This is a genomic window from Prevotella melaninogenica (assembly GCF_018127925.1).
GTDB lineage: Bacteria > Bacteroidota > Bacteroidia > Bacteroidales > Bacteroidaceae > Prevotella > Prevotella melaninogenica_C.
Map to the genome: position 1 here is coordinate 1318996 of NZ_CP072347.1, position 18083 is coordinate 1337078.

The 18083-nt window shown below is 41.6% G+C and carries 15 protein-coding genes; 13 read left to right on the top strand and 2 right to left on the bottom strand.

What is annotated here, in order from left to right; all coding sequences use genetic code 11:
• The first annotated feature begins 147 nt into the window (after positions 1-147).
• Complete coding sequence (locus tag J4861_RS05010; RefSeq protein ID WP_211816045.1) at positions 148-1437, top strand: histidine-type phosphatase; 1290 nt, start codon at positions 148-150, stop codon at positions 1435-1437.
• 459 nt (positions 1438-1896) lie between these two features.
• On the opposite strand, the gene J4861_RS05015 is transcribed toward J4861_RS05010, so the two are convergent.
• Together J4861_RS05015 and J4861_RS05020 are read right to left on the bottom strand one after the other, a co-directional pair.
• Positions 1897-2340 (bottom strand): hypothetical protein, encoded by a 444-nt coding sequence (locus tag J4861_RS05015; protein ID WP_211816046.1) that lies wholly within the window; start codon positions 2338-2340, stop codon positions 1897-1899.
• Positions 2341-2421: 81 nt separating this feature from the next.
• Complete coding sequence (locus J4861_RS05020; protein WP_120175206.1) at positions 2422-2946, bottom strand: flavin reductase family protein; 525 nt, start codon at positions 2944-2946, stop codon at positions 2422-2424.
• Between the two features lie 542 nt (positions 2947-3488).
• On the opposite strand from J4861_RS05020, the gene J4861_RS05025 reads away from it, so the two are divergent.
• The 12 genes from J4861_RS05025 to J4861_RS05080 all read left to right on the top strand — a co-directional run bounded on the left by J4861_RS05025 (position 3489) and on the right by J4861_RS05080 (position 18074).
• Entirely contained in the window at positions 3489-3920 is a 432-nt protein-coding gene (locus J4861_RS05025) for a Fur family transcriptional regulator (protein WP_211816048.1), read from the top strand.
• A gap of 671 nt (positions 3921-4591) precedes the next feature.
• A complete protein-coding gene (locus J4861_RS05030) occupies positions 4592-4801 on the top strand; it encodes a hypothetical protein (protein ID WP_211816050.1) in 210 nt (69 codons plus the stop codon).
• Between the two features lie 54 nt (positions 4802-4855).
• Complete coding sequence (locus tag J4861_RS05035) at positions 4856-6412, top strand: hypothetical protein (protein ID WP_211816051.1); 1557 nt, start codon at positions 4856-4858, stop codon at positions 6410-6412.
• 294 nt (positions 6413-6706) lie between these two features.
• Entirely contained in the window at positions 6707-7177 is a 471-nt protein-coding gene (locus tag J4861_RS05040) for an HU family DNA-binding protein (RefSeq protein WP_211816053.1), read from the top strand.
• 810 nt (positions 7178-7987) lie between these two features.
• The gene (locus J4861_RS05045) at positions 7988-9310 is read left to right on the top strand and encodes an AAA family ATPase (protein WP_211816055.1); all 1323 of its coding nucleotides are present in this window, start codon (positions 7988-7990) and stop codon (positions 9308-9310) included.
• Between the two features lie 3 nt (positions 9311-9313).
• On the top strand, positions 9314-9967 hold the full coding sequence (locus tag J4861_RS05050; RefSeq protein WP_211816056.1) for an RloB family protein: 654 nt from the start codon (positions 9314-9316) through the stop codon (positions 9965-9967).
• 350 nt (positions 9968-10317) lie between these two features.
• A complete protein-coding gene (gene ileS / locus J4861_RS05055; RefSeq protein WP_211816057.1) occupies positions 10318-13983 on the top strand; it encodes an isoleucine--tRNA ligase in 3666 nt (1221 codons plus the stop codon).
• 143 nt (positions 13984-14126) lie between these two features.
• Positions 14127-14510 carry a TraR/DksA family transcriptional regulator gene (locus J4861_RS05060; RefSeq protein WP_211816058.1) on the top strand — a complete coding sequence of 128 codons (384 nt, stop codon included), beginning with the start codon at positions 14127-14129 and terminating at the stop codon, positions 14508-14510.
• Positions 14510-15187: a lipoprotein signal peptidase gene (locus J4861_RS05065; protein WP_211816059.1), complete on the top strand. Its 678-nt coding sequence runs from the start codon at positions 14510-14512 to the stop codon at positions 15185-15187. Before J4861_RS05060 ends, J4861_RS05065 begins: the two co-directional genes overlap by 1 nt.
• A gap of 7 nt (positions 15188-15194) precedes the next feature.
• Positions 15195-16148, top strand: a complete 954-nt coding sequence (locus tag J4861_RS05070; RefSeq protein WP_211816060.1) for a DUF4296 domain-containing protein — start codon at positions 15195-15197, stop codon at positions 16146-16148.
• A complete protein-coding gene (locus J4861_RS05075) occupies positions 16145-16372 on the top strand; it encodes a hypothetical protein (protein WP_211816061.1) in 228 nt (75 codons plus the stop codon). Before J4861_RS05070 ends, J4861_RS05075 begins: the two co-directional genes overlap by 4 nt.
• Before the next feature lie 64 nt (positions 16373-16436).
• A complete protein-coding gene (locus J4861_RS05080; RefSeq protein ID WP_211816063.1) occupies positions 16437-18074 on the top strand; it encodes a M23 family metallopeptidase in 1638 nt (545 codons plus the stop codon).
• Positions 18075-18083: the final 9 nt, after the last annotated feature.

Consider the following 18083-nt stretch of genomic DNA (forward strand, 5'->3'; position numbering starts at 1 on the left):
CAATTCATAATTATGATTACTTCAGATGCTTATGATAAGGGTGTTATCATTAACTATAGATAAATTACCTATCTTTATAGCAAACAATGGTAATCATAATTATGAATTGTGAATTATAAATTATGAATTAATCAAACTCTTACTACAATGAGAAAACTTAATTCACTCTTACTCCTTTTAATACTGACAATCATTTGTCCAGCATTAGCACAGGCACAGCTTCAGCGTTCTGAGGCGTTCAAAGGAAAATACAAACTAAAGGAAGTTGTTATCCTCTCTCGTCATAACATCCGCTCACCACTATCAACCAATGGTTCTGCACTGAGCAAGATGACTCCACACGAGTGGACAAATTGGTCATCTGCAGCCAGCGAACTGACACTCAGAGGTGGTGTACTTGAGACCGAGATGGGACAGTTCTTCCGCAAATGGACTATCGAAACGGGATTGTTTAAGGATAACTATGTTCCAACAATTGACGAAGTAAATGTCTATGCCAACTCTATGCAGCGTTGTATCGCTACTGCACAATACTTCTCTGGTGGCTTCATGCCAGTGGCTAACCTACGTGTGAACCACCGCTATGTGCCATCTAAGATGGACCCAATCTTCTTCCCTCGTCTTACAAAAAGTACTGAGGCTTTCCGTACTGAGGCTATGAAGCAAATCAATGCTATGGGTGGTAAGGAAGGACTCGTTGGTATCAACAAAGGTCTGAAGGAGAGCTACGACCTCATTGCTAAGGTCTTAGACATGAAGCAAAGTGAGTATTATAAGAAAGGAGAAATAAAAGACTTCGTTAATAACGATACACAAATTACGCTTGAACTCAACCAAGAGCCAGGAATGAAGGGTTCGTTGAAGAATGCTAACTCTGCTTCTGACGCCTTTATCCTCCAGTATTATGAGGAGCCAGATGGCATGAAAGCTGCCTTTGGTCATAAACTCACAACTGAGGATTGGACTAAGATTGCTAAGGTAAAAGACGTGTATGGCGACGTACTTTTCACTGCTCCGATTGTTGCTGTTAACGTGGCTCACCCACTTTTACAGTATATGTATGACGAACTGAACGACAAAGACCGTAAGTTTACATTCCTCTGTGGTCACGACTCAAACATTGCAAGTGTTGATGCTGCCCTTGGCGTTGAGGAATATTCACTTCCTAACTCTATCGAGAAGAAGACTCCTATCGGTTCAAAACTTGTCTTAGAGAAGTGGGTCGACGCTGCTGGTAAAGCTTATATAGCCGTAAACCTTGTTTATCAGAGTACAGACCAACTTAAGCAGATGTTCCTACTCGACCTGCAGCATGCTCCACAAGTATTCTCCTTAAAGTTGAAGGGTCTCAATCAGAATACTGACGGTCTTTATACTTTCGAAGATGTCAATGCACGTTTCCTTCAGGCTATTCGCGCATACGATGATATTAAGTAAGTGGACGAGTTGACAAGTGGACAAGTAGACGAGTTGCTTGTGAGAAAGATAGAAAAAAGGAAATGAGAATTTAACAAGCAACTTTCCTACTCTTAAACTCGTCTATCAATCAGCTTATATCCCATCTTCTACAGCGGTATTGTTGCTCCGCACGCCTTGTGCTGTTGGTTAGCACCACTCGTGCGAAGCCTTAGCACCACATGTGCGGAGCCTCAACACCTATCCTATTAAGGACAGAATAATGAAGAAGTGAACAAGTTTACTGTATAAAAAAGACAAAATAACAAAGTAAACAAGTAGATAGGTGAACCAGTTGCTTGTGTAAAAGATAAAAAAAGACATAATAACAAAGGACGTGAACAAGTTACTTATTAAATTATCACGTTACCTTTGTTACTATGTCCATTACCATGATACACCATCTTTTATTACAAGCAATTGGTTAACTTGTCTACTCCTTCACTTGTCTTCTCGCCTACCATATCTATACATCGTATACCCATCTGTTCCTTTCCCATCTCCGACATACCTGAAAGAAGAGGGAAAGGCACCCTTGACAATAGGCTCTGTAGTATACTCATAACCATAGGTATTAGCATCAACGCATATTACAAGCAAAGGATAATAAACATTCTTCTTATCCTTAGCATAATTCTCCATCCCATTGGTAGTTTCTTTATTCACATAGAAGGTCGCTATATCGACATCTTCCATAGGCTTAACATACTTGATAAGGACGGCAGAATCGCCTAAGGCGGCATAGATTTTATCATTATGCCGCCAATAAAAACCTATACGTTCATTCTCTTCCAGTTGCTTCCAATGCCCCCTTTCCTTATAATCATCATAAGGTTTGCAGGCTACAAGAAGCAATAGAATGATAAAGATATACCCTATTTTCATTCCCTTATAAACCTTTTGCCTCTTACAATTCATCTTTTATTACAAGCAACTGGTAAACTTGTCTACTTGTTCACTTGTTTACTAACCAAGATACTCATCGTCACGAACGAGTATTTTTTCAATCTTACCAACATACATCGTATGAAGGTCGCCATTAGGATAAGCCTGTTCAAAAACCTCCTTATCAATAAAACCACTTTCCTTTAGGTCTGCAGCATACTCTTTCTTACAAACAAGAACTAACTTAGCCTCCTTAAAATAAACACTATTATCAGCAAAAACCTTTGTCAATCCAGCTTTCTCTATCTTATTCTCATCACGTCCAGAAACAGAACCAAGATAAGCCATTTGCTTCTTAAAAGAGGCATCCATCACGCAAAGCGTAAAGTAATCTTCCTTATCTACAAAGGTCTTTGTATAGCGACTGGCACGTATATAGGCAACAACTGTTGGGTCGTTATGGCCCCACATACAGCCAATATGTCCCCAACTGATTGTCATCGTGTTACACCCATCCTGCTCATTACCAGCAGATAACAACATCCATTCCTTTCCTAAAAGGTTGAACGGATTGAACTTTAAATCTTTGTAACTAACTTCCTTCATCCTAAATAATCTTTATGTATACACATTAAACATTTATCAAATACAAAAGTAATACTTTTATCTGTTCCAACAAAGCACACAAGTGAAAAGATGACAAAGGAACAAGTTACCTATAAAGAAGACAAAGTAACATAAGAACACATTTAATGCATACAAGTTAACAAGTGAATAAATTACTTGTAAAGACGACAAAGTAACATAAGAATACTCTTTATTGCATACAAATTAAGAAGTAGATAAGTTACTTGTTATGTTATTACTCCTCCTCGTTCCTCTGTTACTGTGTCTTTCTCTGAGCAAACCGTTCTCTTATCAAACTACTATGTTACCCTGTCTTTCTCACAAGCAACTCGTTCACTCGTCTACTTGTCCACCCGTCTACTTCAACAATATCTGTAGTTTTTCCAATATAATATTTGTCAGTTTTTCACAAAATTCGTACCTTTGCAGTGATATTCTATCAATCATTCGCATTAAGTCGGGTGATTTATTATGATTAGTGGAGTTATATTTAGTATAAATTGATAAAAAGGTAGACAACAGTGGATTCAGTATATAACAAATTAATAGCATTAGGTATTCGCCCATCTGTACAGCGTGTAGCAATCATGAAGTATCTCGCTACTCACCACACCCACCCAACAGTGGAAGAGGTCTTTCTTGCATTGAAGAAAAAACTTCCTACGGTGAGCCGTACAACTGTTTATAACACATTGAGAATGTTATCAGAGCACGGAGCAGCATCAATGATTACTATTGATGATCATCGCGTATGCTACGACGGTATTACCGAGCCACATGCACACTTCTTCTGCAAGCGTTGTGAGAAGGTTTATGACTTTGAGGCAATGGAAATGCCACGCTATACTGGCGAAATTGGCAAGGGTTTTAGAATTGATGACACACAGCTTTACTATAAAGGTATCTGTCCTCACTGCCTTGAGACAATGAACGAGAAAGAGGAACTGAACTAAATTCCCTATAGCTGTAGGTCGCAACACTCATGCGAGTAACGGTTGAATTATGAATAAATGAAACTCAACCTCCCTAATTTATATATTTCTTTAAGATTTCCTTGTCAGTTCTAAAAAGAAGTCTTACCTTTGCGCCCGTGAACAAATTAGTAATGACATATCAGACCAATTCAGCACAGCAAAGAAATATTAGTTTCTTTGCCTTTTTTAGTGCTTTATATTTGGTAGTCTCAGATATTTTGCTAACACACACACACACACACACACACACACACACACACACACACAGGCGCTACTAGCGTTTAATCACACTTTTTTTCTTCCATCCTACGCGCGCGCGAAGCGTGTCGTAACGCTTGTAAACAAAGGACTTCACGGAGTTTCCTTTGTTCGCTTTTTTGTGTCCATTTGCGAGCTATTAAGAAAGCAAAATAAGAACGTTTTAAGCACTGATTTTATCACAAAAGATAATTGTAATTCTCTGATAATAGTTTGTTTTCTCTCGTTGATTTCTCGGGCAGGCAGCAGTAACATGCTGTCTGTCTGTAGAGGGGGAGAGGGCAGGCTGTTAAGAGGAATAGATAATGAGCTTATCAGGATGTATATAATAAAAGGTGAGCAACAAAGCCACATAGAGAGTAAATAACAACTATTTTAATCAAATCAAAAAGATGATGAAAACAAAAGAAAGAAAAGTCTATCTCGTGCCACAGTGCCAGATAGCAAAGATGAGTGAAGAAACTAGTCTTATGGCTACCTCTTTCCCCAGCCAGCACAATCCTGGACATCACGGCACCGGTCCATCAAGTGCTAAAGCTGTAGCTGAATGGGAGGATTTAGAAGAGAGCAGCAAGGGTACTTCTTCTGCATGGGAAGATTAAGCAAGAGAGTTATTAACAGAAAAGAAAACAGAATCAAAAAAGAAGAAACAGACAATGAAAAAGAATTCGTTTAAGACACGCCTGTTATCATTTGCAGCTTTCTGCGGGCTAGCGTTAGCGTTTGCTTCATGTGCCAATGAAGACGTAGCACAGGGCACAACAGGCACAAACAATGAGAATGACAAGAATCTTACTACCTTTGTTGCGGGTGACGAGGCAAAGACCCGTACCACGATGGATTATAGTACTGGTGCTTTCTATTGGGAGGCCGGCGACAAGATTTGGGTGAAAGATGATGACGGTACTTGGCAGCAGAGTAACAATGCCCCAGCAAGTAAGGAAGCATCCTTTAAGTTTAAGGTACCAGGCAAGTTCAAGAACCATACAACCTACAAGGTTTATTATCCTGGCAAGAATGGTAATCAAGATCAAGTAACTATCTCTGCTGCCCAAAGTCAAGCAGAACCAAATAACACCGATCATTTCGGTGAGTCAGGTGACTGTGGAACGGCCGATGCTTCTAAGCAGCCGAACGGCTCGTTTGCTTTTGCACTTGATCACCAGGCAGCCATTCTTGTCTTTCAGCCTTATACAGGTAATACAGTTCTTAACGACTGCTATCTAACAAAGATAGAAGTTACCTCTGACAATGACATCACTCACACCTACACACTTGACCCAACTACAGGTGAGTTGACAGGTACAGGCAGTGGCAAGCAGATTACCCTTAATACTATCGGTAGCGGTGCTTACACTAATGGTTTCCCTTTGACAAATACCTCTGCTAGTGTAGCAACCAACGGTGCTTACATGGTGATAAAGCCAGGAACTCATATTTTAAAAGTGCGTTACTGGGTGAAGGATATTGTGACCAACGTGGAGGGAGCTATTACGAAGACCCTGAGTGCTTTCAATTATGCAAAGAATACCTACTATGACATGACTGCCAATCTCGATGTGCCCAATTATGATGGTAATCATTACTGTATGTGGGATGCGAAAAAGCAGTACTGGGATGGCTATGAATGGACACACAAAAATCCACTTTGGCAGCCAACACTTAAAGATCAGAGTTCAACCTTCTATCCACAGAACAATACCGATCCTCGTTATAAGAATGAAGCTAGCGGAGGATCACGTCTAGATGCTAGTTTTTTCTGTGCTTCTCTCCCTAATCTTAATGAGCTGGTATGGTATACTCTAAAGGGAGAACCTCATTGGGATGACGGAAGACTGTGGACAACGATGGGACATTTATATAAAAGCGGTATATGGATTAAGAAAAAAGCTTTTATCAGTGGATTCTCTTCTGTAGTAGGTCCTGATGGAGTAACGGATTATCGTACGGTTAGTAGCTTATTCTTAAGTAATCCTCCTTCTCACACTCCTCTTTCTGACTCTGAGATAAACCAGTTCTTTTTTCTGCCTACACTAGGTTATCTTTATGATGGAAAGCTAAAGGATCTTGGTGTTGAAGGTGACTATTGGTCTTCCAGTGGCAATCCATTGTATAATACTGAAGCTGGGCTCATACGCTTTACTAATAATAGTTTCGATGTTTATTATTATGGGCGTAAGTTTGGGTTCATAGGACAAAACTTATTTGAGTAAAAAGAGAACGCTCTTCACGCACTCTCTAAACAAGTACTTTTTGTTTGAAAAAGAGTGATGAAAAAGACTAACTGGATAAAAATAGAAATAAAACCATGATACATCTATAGATGATGAGTGTCTGTAGATAATAATTATTAACTAGCCGAGAACTGAAATATGTTTTCATGACGGAAGTATATTCTGTGGGGCACGAAAGTATATTTCGTGGGGCACAAAAGTACATTTTGTCAGCCACGAAAGTACATTTCGTTAATGTTAACACTTCGGTTCTCGGATTAAAATCTTTTAACCATGGCATTTTATAAGAAAATTAAGATGAAAGTGAACGGTAAATGGTATCCTAAATCCGTTCTGGTTGTAACGGCTGCAACGACGGAGCAGGTTGCGAAACGTATTGCTGCGGAGTCGACAGTAAGTCCGGCTGACGTGCGTGCGGTGTTGACGGCGTTAGGCAGTGTGATGGGCGACTTCATGGCACAGGGGCGGTCGGTAAAACTTGACGGTGTAGGTTCGTTCTATTTTACGGCGATTACTAACAAGAACGGTGTTGACACTGAAAAGGAGGTTACGGCTAACCTTATCAAGGGCGTTCGCGTTCGTTTTCTCCCTGAAACACGCTATCGTGGTGCTGGCAAGGGTCGTGTTTCTACGCGCGGTTTGTCGGATGTGGACATTGACTGGGAAGAGTGGAAAGGCGAAGAAAAGGAAGAGAAGAAAGAGAAAGGAAAGAAAGAAGGCGGCGGTGGCCCTGTATCTGGATAACCCCTTTCCCAGTCTCTTCCTGAAAAGAGAGTAGCCTAGCGGTGTATAGGCTAGAATGTAAAAGAGGATGTGCCAATAATGACGGCACATCCTCTTTTTATTATTTACTTTTCAAAAACTTTTTTCCTATCAATCCGATTGTTTCTTGCTATTTTTATTGCATCTCTGTCCAGTACTTTGTACATGAGAGGAATTTAAGGCCTTCTTTAGTAAAGACAAAGATAAGAATTCCGCTTGATTTTAACAAAGTAGAAAAGTCAAGACGACTTCATTGTTATTCTGATGAAAAAAGTGAAGAAGAAACAGAAGTCAAGATAAGTTCATAAAAAAATATTGGTGTCCGATAAAACTTTTTGGGGTTATCTGTGTTAGATAAAATAGACTTAAACTTATGATTTCATTAATTTATCTGGTTATTATAGGTCTTTCCTTATCAATATAAGCACATTTTATAATGCTTACAATTTGAAACTGAAAACCAAGCCCTTGGATAAGTAAAACGGCTGCAACACTGATGAATAAAGATATACAGAGCTTTCAGTTTATTTTTACCGGACAGCAATAATTCGATATATTGGAAGGCCCTTACATCTTACTCCTTAAAGCATTCGTACATAGCGTTTGAAAACACACCCTAATACTGCGAACTAACGAGATAAACATCCGACAAGATAAAGATAATCGGTAACACTACACAAAGAAGATGCTTCTGTTATTTACAAGATTATTGTAGATATTCGACATAACATTTGGAGATATTAAGTATTTTACGTATATTTGCAACGTAAACAAGCACAAATACGTCATTACATGATATTAAGAATAACCGTCGAGAACCTACTCTCATTCAAAGAAGAAACTCAAATCAGTTTCGTTGCAGGTAAAAGTGATAAACACTCTGAACAGGTTTGCCGCGCAGAAAAGCGTGACGACATCTCTGTACTCAAAGCGGGTATCATCTACGGGGCCAATGCTTCGGGCAAGAGTAACATCATCAAGGCTGTTGATATACTACAGAAAATTGCGCTGGAAAGCGTCCCTAAGAATGAAGTAGAACCTTTCAAACTTGCTACGTTAGGGAATAGACCTTCAAAGGTTGAGATGGAATTTAAGGTGGGCAAGAAATATTATGCTTACGGAGTAGAGTTCTCTGTCAAGGGAATTGCCGAAGAGTGGCTGTTTGAAACCAACAGTCGTTCAGACATGGAAGTATTTACACGTAAGGTATCTGCTGATAGCAATGATTTTACCTTTGGTTCCTTCACTGCGAGCGAAGAAGAGAAACAGCTTGTGAAGTTCATCAGCATGAGTACTCCTAAGAACGATAGTTTTCTTTCAGAATATATCAAACGAAATGGCAAAGGCCTTAACGCCATCACTGAGGTCTATCGTTGGATGAAAGAAAACCTAAAGATTATCTTCCCAAAGACAAGGTTTGAAGGCCTGTCTATCCGTGTGGAAAAAGACAAACAGTTTGCTATTGCCACAAAATCACTCCTTAACTATTTCAATACGGGCATTGTTGATATACGACGAGTAAGGGTGGCTAAGGAGAACTTAGAGCTACCCAAGGAACTTGTGACAGACATTCTTGCAGAAGCAGAACCTGGTAAAGGGATTGTAGTCGCCTCTCCCTCTAATTCAGCCATCTATTTCTTTGAGTCTGAAAAAGACGGAACTATGTCTATCTATAAGCAGAATACCATCCATAATGGTGAAGATAATAGAGAGATAGCATTTGAGATGAACGAGGAGTCTGATGGGTCTATAAGGATCATGGACTTCATCCCTATGCTCATTGACCTGCGTCTGAATGAGACGGTCTATCTGATTGATGAGATTGACAGAAGTATGCACCCGATGCTTTCACAGAAGATTCTTGAATATTACTTCAGTCACCTCACAGCTGACAAAGACACCCAACTCATCTTCTCTACACACGAATCAAACCTGCTAAACTTAGACTTGATTCGTGCTGACGAGGTGTGGTTTGTTGAGAAAGATGCTGTTGGAGCCTCTCATTTCACCTCCCTTGCAGAGTACAAACCAAGGGAGGATGTTCGTAAGGGATACCTACAAGGTCGGTATGGGGCTATCCCCTTCTTTGCACCTATTAATAGTCTAAAGTGGTAAACAATGAGAAAACGCAAGAGTTTTGAACGTCAGGAAGGTATCAAATCAGGCCGCCTGGTAGTCATTGCTGCAGAGGGTAAGGATACTGAAAACATCTACTTTGAAGAGATGAAAGCCTCTATGCATGCCCCTGGTGTACATGTAGAGGTATTGCGTAGAGGTACGAATGAGTCCAGTCCAGAAGAGGTATATCGACAGATACAAGGCTTTGTTACAGAATATGATATTGATGAGGACGATCAGTTATGGGCTGTTGTTGATAGAGACAAGTGGACGGAGAAAATGCTGTCTGAGGTTGCTATGAAATGCTCTCAGAACAGATTTTTTAATTTCTGTGTCAGTAACCCTTGTTTTGAACTATGGCTAATTCTGCACCTTGAGGATGTGGAACGCTATTCAGAAGAAGACTGGAATGATCTGTCAGAGAACAAGAAGACAAGCCGGAATGGTGACACTTGGACCAAGAAGAAACTTCGTTCGCTCATGGGAAGCTATCGTGAATCGAAATACGAGGCCGCAACTCTACTCCCTAATATTGAAAATGCAATCGCAAGAGCAAGCAAACTGGACATCAAACCAGATGATAGATGGCCACAGACCATGGGTACCAGAGTCTATCTCCTTGTTAACAGTATCTTAGCTAAGGACCAACAATAAAGTTCTCGCCCAAGGAAGTGCAATAGAGAGAAGATATTATCTTACACCTAATCGAATTCATCTATTATTTCAAAGAGGGCTAACATGGTCTCTGTGAGGGCTTAGCATACATATAAACGGTAAAGATGACAAGCCATACCTATTATTAGTATCATTACACTATACGCCCCAAAACGACAAAACACACCTTGTATAGCAATAGACACATTAGGACACAAGAAATGTAATTCAAGCTGATACTTTGCATGAAAGAAAGTGCATTGTCTTTCATATAATAAAAAGTTTGGTAGTTTCAGTTGTTATTTGTATCTTTGCAGGTATTTAGAAAATAAGCAAAACAATTAGATAGTATGGCAAAGAAATTCGCCGAGCACAAGGGACTTGACCTTGTTAGCACAAATCAGGAAGTATTGAAAGAGTGGGAGAAGAAAGATATCTTCCTCAAGAGTATTGATGAGCGTAAGGGCGAACCACAGTTCATCTTCTTCGAGGGACCTCCATCAGCTAATGGACATCCTGGTATTCACCACGTATTGGCACGCGCAATTAAGGATACTTTCAACCGCTACAAGACTATGCAAGGTTTCCAAGTGCATCGCAAGGCGGGTTGGGATACTCATGGATTGCCTGTAGAGTTGGGTGTAGAAAAAGAGTTGGGTATCACAAAGAAAGATATCGACAATCACGCATCAGACAAATATATCTCAACAGAGGAATACAATCATAAGTGTCGTGAGAATGTAATGAAGTTTACTGCTGAATGGAAGCAGTTGACAGAGGAGATGGGCTATTTTGTTGATATGGAGCATCCATACATTACTTACGATAATAAATATATTGAGACACTGTGGTGGCTTCTCAAGCAACTCTATAACAAGGGTTTGCTGTATAAGGGCTATACCATTCAGCCTTATTCACCAGGTGCAGGTACAGGTTTGTCAAGTCATGAGTTGAACCAGCCTGGTTGCTATCGTGATGTAAAGGACACTACCGTCACAGCACAGTTTGCTATCCCTACAGAAGACTGGAAAGCATTGGCAGAAAAGGCTAATTTACCTAAGGAGACATGGGGTAAGCCTTGCTTTGTTGCATGGACAACAACCCCTTGGACATTGCCTTCAAACGTTGCACTTTGTGTTGGTCCAAAGATTGAATACGTTATTGTTGAGACCTATAACCCATACGATGCCGAGAAGTTGACACTCGTTATGGCTGCAAGTCGTGTAGCTGCCTATCTGAAGTCAGAAGGTGAGATTACCGATGGTGGCGAATTACCAGCCTACGATCGTGGTGACAAGTATGTTCCTTATCGTATCGTAGGTCGTGTGATGGGTACAGAACTTGAAGGCTTACACTATCAGCAGTTGATGCCTTGGGTAAAGCCTGTTGAGCAGACAGGTGACTTTGCACCAAAGTTTGTGAACGACTATGCTGCAGCTCACCCTGAGAAGGTGTTTACAAGCGAAGATGGTCGTGATAAGTTTGTGGAGATGGAGAGCGAGGCTTTCCGTATCATCCTTGGTGATTACGTCACAACAGATGATGGTACTGGTATTGTACACATTGCTCCTACCTTCGGTGCGGACGATGCTAAGGTGGCAAAGGATGCAAATATCCCAGCACTTTATCTGATTTCAAAGAAGGGACAGACTCGTCCAATGGTTGACTTGCAGGGTAAATACTTTACTATCGACGAGTTAGACCAGAACTTCGTTAAGGCTTGTGTAAATGAGAAAGCATATGGTCACCACGCAGGCGACTATGTAAAGAACTCATACGACCCACGTTTCAACCCTGATGGCGTATGGGATAAGAAGGCTTCAGAGAAGAAAGAAGACCTGAACATCATTATCTGTATGGAGATGAAGCAGGAAGGTACAGCTTTCAATATTCAGAAGCACGTACACAACTATCCTCACTGCTGGCGTACAGACAAGCCTATCCTCTACTACCCTCTCGATAGCTGGTTTATCAAGGACACTGCTAAGAAGGAACGCATGGTAGAGTTAAACAAGACTATCCGTTGGCAACCAGAATCAACTGGTACTGGTCGATTTGGCAACTGGCTTGAGAACTTGAATGACTGGAACCTCAGCCGTTCTCGTTTCTGGGGAACTCCATTGCCTATCTGGCGTGATGAAAACCGTGGCGAGAAGTGTATTGGTTCTGTAGAGGAACTTTACAACGAGATTGAAAAGTCTGTTGCTGCGGGTATTATGGAGAAGAATCCACTGAAAGAGGCGGGCTTCGTTGTTGGTGATTTCAGCCAAGAGAACTATGATAAGATTGATCTTCACCGTCCATACGTTGACGATATCGTCCTCGTAAATGATGAAGGAAAGCCAATGCATCGCGAATCAGACCTCATTGACGTTTGGTTCGATAGTGGTTCTATGCCATATGCGCAGCTCCATTATCCATTTGAGGGTGAGATTAATGCTGAAGGCTTGAAGGCTACGGGTAAGACTGAGGCTGAATATCGTGACCAGTTGGTACACTCATGCTATGAGGGTATAGCTGTTCCACCAGCATTCTTCCCAGCAGACTTCATTAACGAGGGTGTTGACCAGACTCGTGGTTGGTTCTTCACACTCCATGCAATAGCAACAATGGTGTTTGACTCAGTTGCCTTTAAGAACGTGATTTCAACAGGTCTTGTGCTCGATGCAAAGGGTAACAAGATGAGTAAGCACGTGGGTAACGTTACCAACCCATTTGAGATGATGAATAAGTATGGTGCTGACCCTGTACGTTTCTATATGATGACGAACAGCGAACCATGGGATAACTTGAAGTTCGACCCAGAAGGTGTTGACGAGTGTCGCCGTAAGTTCTTCGGTACCTTATATAATACGTATAGTTTCTTTGCTCTTTATGCAAATGTTGATGGCTATGATGCTACGACATGTGAGGCGGTGAAAGCTGAGGCACCAGAGATTGACCGTTGGATTATCTCTAAACTTAACTCACTCATCAAGGGTGTAACTGCTGAGTTAGAGGATTTCGACCCAACACGTGCAGGTCGCCTTATCGACTCATTTGTGAACAACGACCTTAGTAACTGGTACGTTCGTCTGAACCGTAAACGTTTCTGGGGTAAAGAAATGAGTGCTGACAAGAAGAGTGCATACGACACATTGTACACTTGTTTGATGACCGTTGCACGTCTCTTGGCTCCATTTGCTCCATTCTATGCTGACCAACTCCATTCAGACTTAGGTGGTAAATCAGAAAGCATCCACTTGGATCGCTGGCCAGTAGCAGACGAGTCTGTTATTGATGCAGACCTTGAGGCACGCATGGATATGGCACAGCGCATCACATCAATGGTTCTCGCGCTGCGTCGTAAGGTGAATATTAAGGTTCGTCAGCCATTGGCACAGATTATGGTTCCTGCTATCGATGCAACTCAGAAGAAACACATCGAAGCTGTAGCAGACCTTATCAAGCACGAGGTGAACGTTAAAGACCTTACTTTCGTTGAGGGTCAGGGCATCCTTGTTAAGAAAGTGAAGTGTAACTTCCGTGTCATGGGTAAGAAGTTCGGTAAGCTAATGAAGCAGGTTGCAGCCCAAATGGATGCTCTTTCACAGGAAGAGATTGCTGCATTGGAAGCTGCAGGCGAATTCAACTTCGAGTTAGAAGGTCAGCCAATCAAGGTAGAGGCTGCAGATGTTGAAATCATCTCAGAAGATATCCCAGGCTGGTTGGTAAGCAACGAGGGTAACTTGACCGTTGCACTTGAAGTTGAACTGACAGAAGAACTCCGTCGTGAGGGTATGGCACGTGAGTTAATCAATCGTATCCAGAACCTCCGTAAGGAGACTGGTCTTGAGATTACCGACCGCATCTCTGTCATTATTGAGCCACAAGCAGAGGCAGCAGCAGCTGTAGAGTCATTCGGCGAACTGATTAAAGCACAGGTTCTCGCTAATGACATTACACTTGCAGAGAACAATGGAACAAATGTTGAGTTTGACGAATTCAACCTCCATATAGAAATCAAAAAGAACTAAATACATCGTTGGGGTGTACGAGTCGTGCATCTATAAGCTAAGAACAATAGTGGACGTGTTTCGTACACGTCCCTATTATCAGGCTTTCGACAACCTCAAAATATTACAGATTAATTTCATAACCTAATTCAATTCTTTACTTTATGGAAACTAAGAAGCGTTATACCGATGAGGAGCTCGAGGAGTTCCGCACGATAGTAAATGACAAGTTGGCGATAGCCAAGTCTGACTACGATGAGACGATGAAGATTCTGATGAACCAGAATACAAATGACGTTAATGACACATCACCAACTTACAAGGCGTTGGAAGAAGGCAGTTCTAATCAGACTAAGGAAGAACTCGTACAGATGGCACAACGTCAGCAGAAGTTTATCCAATCTCTTCAGGCTGCACTTGTCAGAATCAATAATAAGACTTACGGCATTGACCGTATCACTGGAGAGCTTATTCCAAAGGAAAGACTGCGCATAGTACCACATGCAACACTGAGCGTAGCATCCAAGATGGCAAATAAAAATCACTAATGAGTAAACAGAAAAAACAAAGCTTGATAGCCACCTTGCTAATTATTCTATTGATTGTGATAGACCAGATTATCAAGGTTGTTGTCAAGCTTAATATGAATTTAGGCGAATCTATCCATATCTTCGATTGGTTCCAGATACAATTTATCGAGAACAATGGTATGGCATGGGGTATGGAATTAGGAAGCAAACTCTTCCTTAGCGTCTTCCGTATCGTTGCCATTGGCTTCCTTATTTGGTACATTTCTAATCGTATCAAACACGGAGCAAGAATGGCTTATATCGTTGTCTTGTCTATGATAACTGCGGGTGCTGCGGGTAATATCTTTGATTCTCTCTTCTATGGTCAGCTCTTTACTGCCTCTACACCCTATTACATAGAAGGAGCCACACCAGCTACCCTCGTCTCGTGGGGAGAAGGCTATGCGCCTGTACTGATGGGTAAGGTGGTAGATATGTTCTATTTCCCACTCTTCCACGGCACATTCCCAGACTGGTTCCCACTCTGGGGTGGAGAGTCATTCACCTTCTTCTCACCAATATTCAACTTTGCAGACTCCTGCATCTCTGTAGGTGTCATCACGATTATCCTTGCTTTTCGAAAGGATTTCAATGGTTGGGTACCAGCTAAGGACAAGAAGGTTGCTGATAAAGAAAACATTACTGATAATCAGTAGATAGATAATGAGAAGTAAATATCTGGTTCGTTTCTTCGCCACTCTTTGTTGGTTACTGCTTGCATTCTTCGTTGTAAGCTGTAAACCTTCTATCCCTTCAGAGTATATCCAACCTTCAGAGATGGAGGATATGCTCTACGATTACCACCTCTCTATGGCAATAGCCAATCGTGAAGGCTATACAGATGTCAGACAACAAGCTTTTAAACTCGCTGTGATGAAGAAGTATGACGTATCGGAAGAGAAGTTCGATAAGTCTCTTCAATACTACATGCGACATACCGAGAAGCTACATGACATCTATGTTGAACTCAGCAAACGACTGGAAAGTGAGGCGCGTGCACAGGGTGCATCAGAGAGTGAGTTGGCTCAGTATGGTGATATTACTTCAAAGGGAGATACTACTGACATCTGGCGTGGTAACCGTACATTAATACTCTCTCCATATGCTCCCGTAGACCGTGAGTCCTTTGAAATGAAAGCAGACACAGCCTTCCACAAGGGCGACCGACTCCTCTTGAGTTTCGATTCACAGTTTATCATTCAAGATGGTATGCGTGATGCGATTATCATGATGGCTGTTACTTATTCAAATGATAGTATCGTCACACAGTACCAGCATATTACGTCAGACTCCCACAATACGATGACGATTGATGCTGGGGATTCTTTGCGCATCAAGAACATTCGTGGCTACTTCCTAATGTTGAAGGGACAACAGCCTACAACTACTTTCAAGATGCTTATCCTCAATAATATCCATCTTGTCCGTATGCATGTTCGAAAGCAGGAGACAACACAACCAACTGATTCTTTGAAAGAGTCCGACCCGATTAGAACGATTGGTGGTGAACCTGTCAGTCCTCCAACAGACCCTAACCAGCCTGTAGGACCACCAATAAGAACACCTGCTGACGCAATGAAAGAACGAGGAATACCTACCAAGCCCGATAAGTTATGACCGACAGGAAAAAGTCGATAAGACGTATCGGTGCTAACATCATTGAAACTTCGATGGGCGTTATAGAACAAGGAATTGTCGTTATTGAAGACGGCATTGTTCTCAATTCCTATCCATTCATAGAGGAAGAACCGATGACGGAATGGACAACAGGTACTATCACCATACGCCTCGACAGTGATGGTAAGCCCAGAGCCTACAAAGACAAGCAATTACTGAAATGATGCTGTAGTCTTACCACGAGGAAGACTGCAGACACACCTGTAAAAAGAAAGAATCTGATAGCCAATGAGCTTGTTATTAAATATTTTATTATCCATACTCCCTTTCGGTTCACCAGTTCACGTTCCAGTGCAATTGGCAGGCAACTTTGGAGAGCCTCGACCTAACCACTTCCACGGAGGTATTGATATCAAAACCGAACGTGAAGTAAATCTTGGCGTCTATTCAATTGCTGATGGCTATATTTCAAGTGCTATCGTTGAGAAATATGGCTATGGCCGTGCTATCTTAGTCACCCATCCCAATGGATATACCAGTTGTTATGTCCACCTCAATCGCTTCACACCACAGATTGAAGCCGCCGTACGTAAATGGCAATACCAGCATCAACAGTTTGCTTGCGACGTTAAATTCCGACCAGGAGAGTTCCCTGTAAAGAAAGGACAGTTCATCGCTCTTAGCGGTAATACAGGTTCATCACAAGGTCCACACATCCACTTAGAGATGCATAAGACTACAAATGGCAACCTTTACGACCCACTCAATTTCTTAAAGGCTATCGTTAAAGACAAGACCGCTCCTGCTGTTTATTCATTTAAGTCCTATCCTCAACCGGGAGAAGGAGTATTCCAACACAGTTCAGACTCACGTATCTTCACATTTGACAAAGGACATTTCCAAGCATGGGGAAAGGTGGGCTTTGGTATAAGAGCCAGTGATCACATGGACTCTGTATATAATAATTTTGGAGTAAGATACACACAGTTGTATTGTGATGGTAAATTGGTTTTCTCCTCTGATGTGAACAATATTCCTACAAGTTGCCACAGAATGGTTAATTCGTGGGGCGATTACGACCACTTCCTTTCTACAAAGATTTGGTTTATGAAGTCTTACATCGAACCCGGTAACACACTCCCTATCTTACATGCAGGAGCTAACAGGGGTATTATCAACTTCAACCAGCAACGTGACTACCACCTTCGTTACGTCATAAAAGACGTCTTTGGCAATCAAACAATAAAAGAATTCACTGTGAGGGGCGAGGCAGAAGCTATTCCAATAGTTCATCTTCCAGACGGCACAAGTCCACTCTATTATGCCAAAGATAATAATTTTGAGGCTGAGGGAGTACGACTGAACATCCAGAAGGGCTTACTTGCTAAGAACGGTTGGCTACAATTACGACACGGCAATACAAGCAGCGCGCTGTCTATGGCTTATAGTTTCTCTAAAGCAGCATATCCACTCTTCAATTATGCACAGATAAGTATTAAGCCAACTGGTATGATACATAATCCGAAGAAGTTATATGTTGCGATGCGTAACAGTTTGAACGCTGACGCCCCAGCATCCTATTGCGGTGGAACATATGCGAATGGTTGGGTTACAGGACGGATGCGTGAGTTAGCAAGCGCCTACTTCCTTGCTTACGATGAGACCCCACCAACGATTACACAGTTGAATCTCAACCCACGCAACCTCTCCTTTAAGATAACTGACACAGGCAGCGGTTTACAAGGTTACAAGGCTTACCTCGATGGGCAGTTTATTCTGTTGCAGTTCGGAAAGAACAAAGAACTATTCTTCTGTAACCTCGCAGACACCCCCGTTCGCCCTACAGGAAAGGAACGAACGTTGAAGATTATCGCAACCGACAACCGCGACAATAAGAAAGAATATCTGACTAAAATAAAGTATTAACAATTAAAT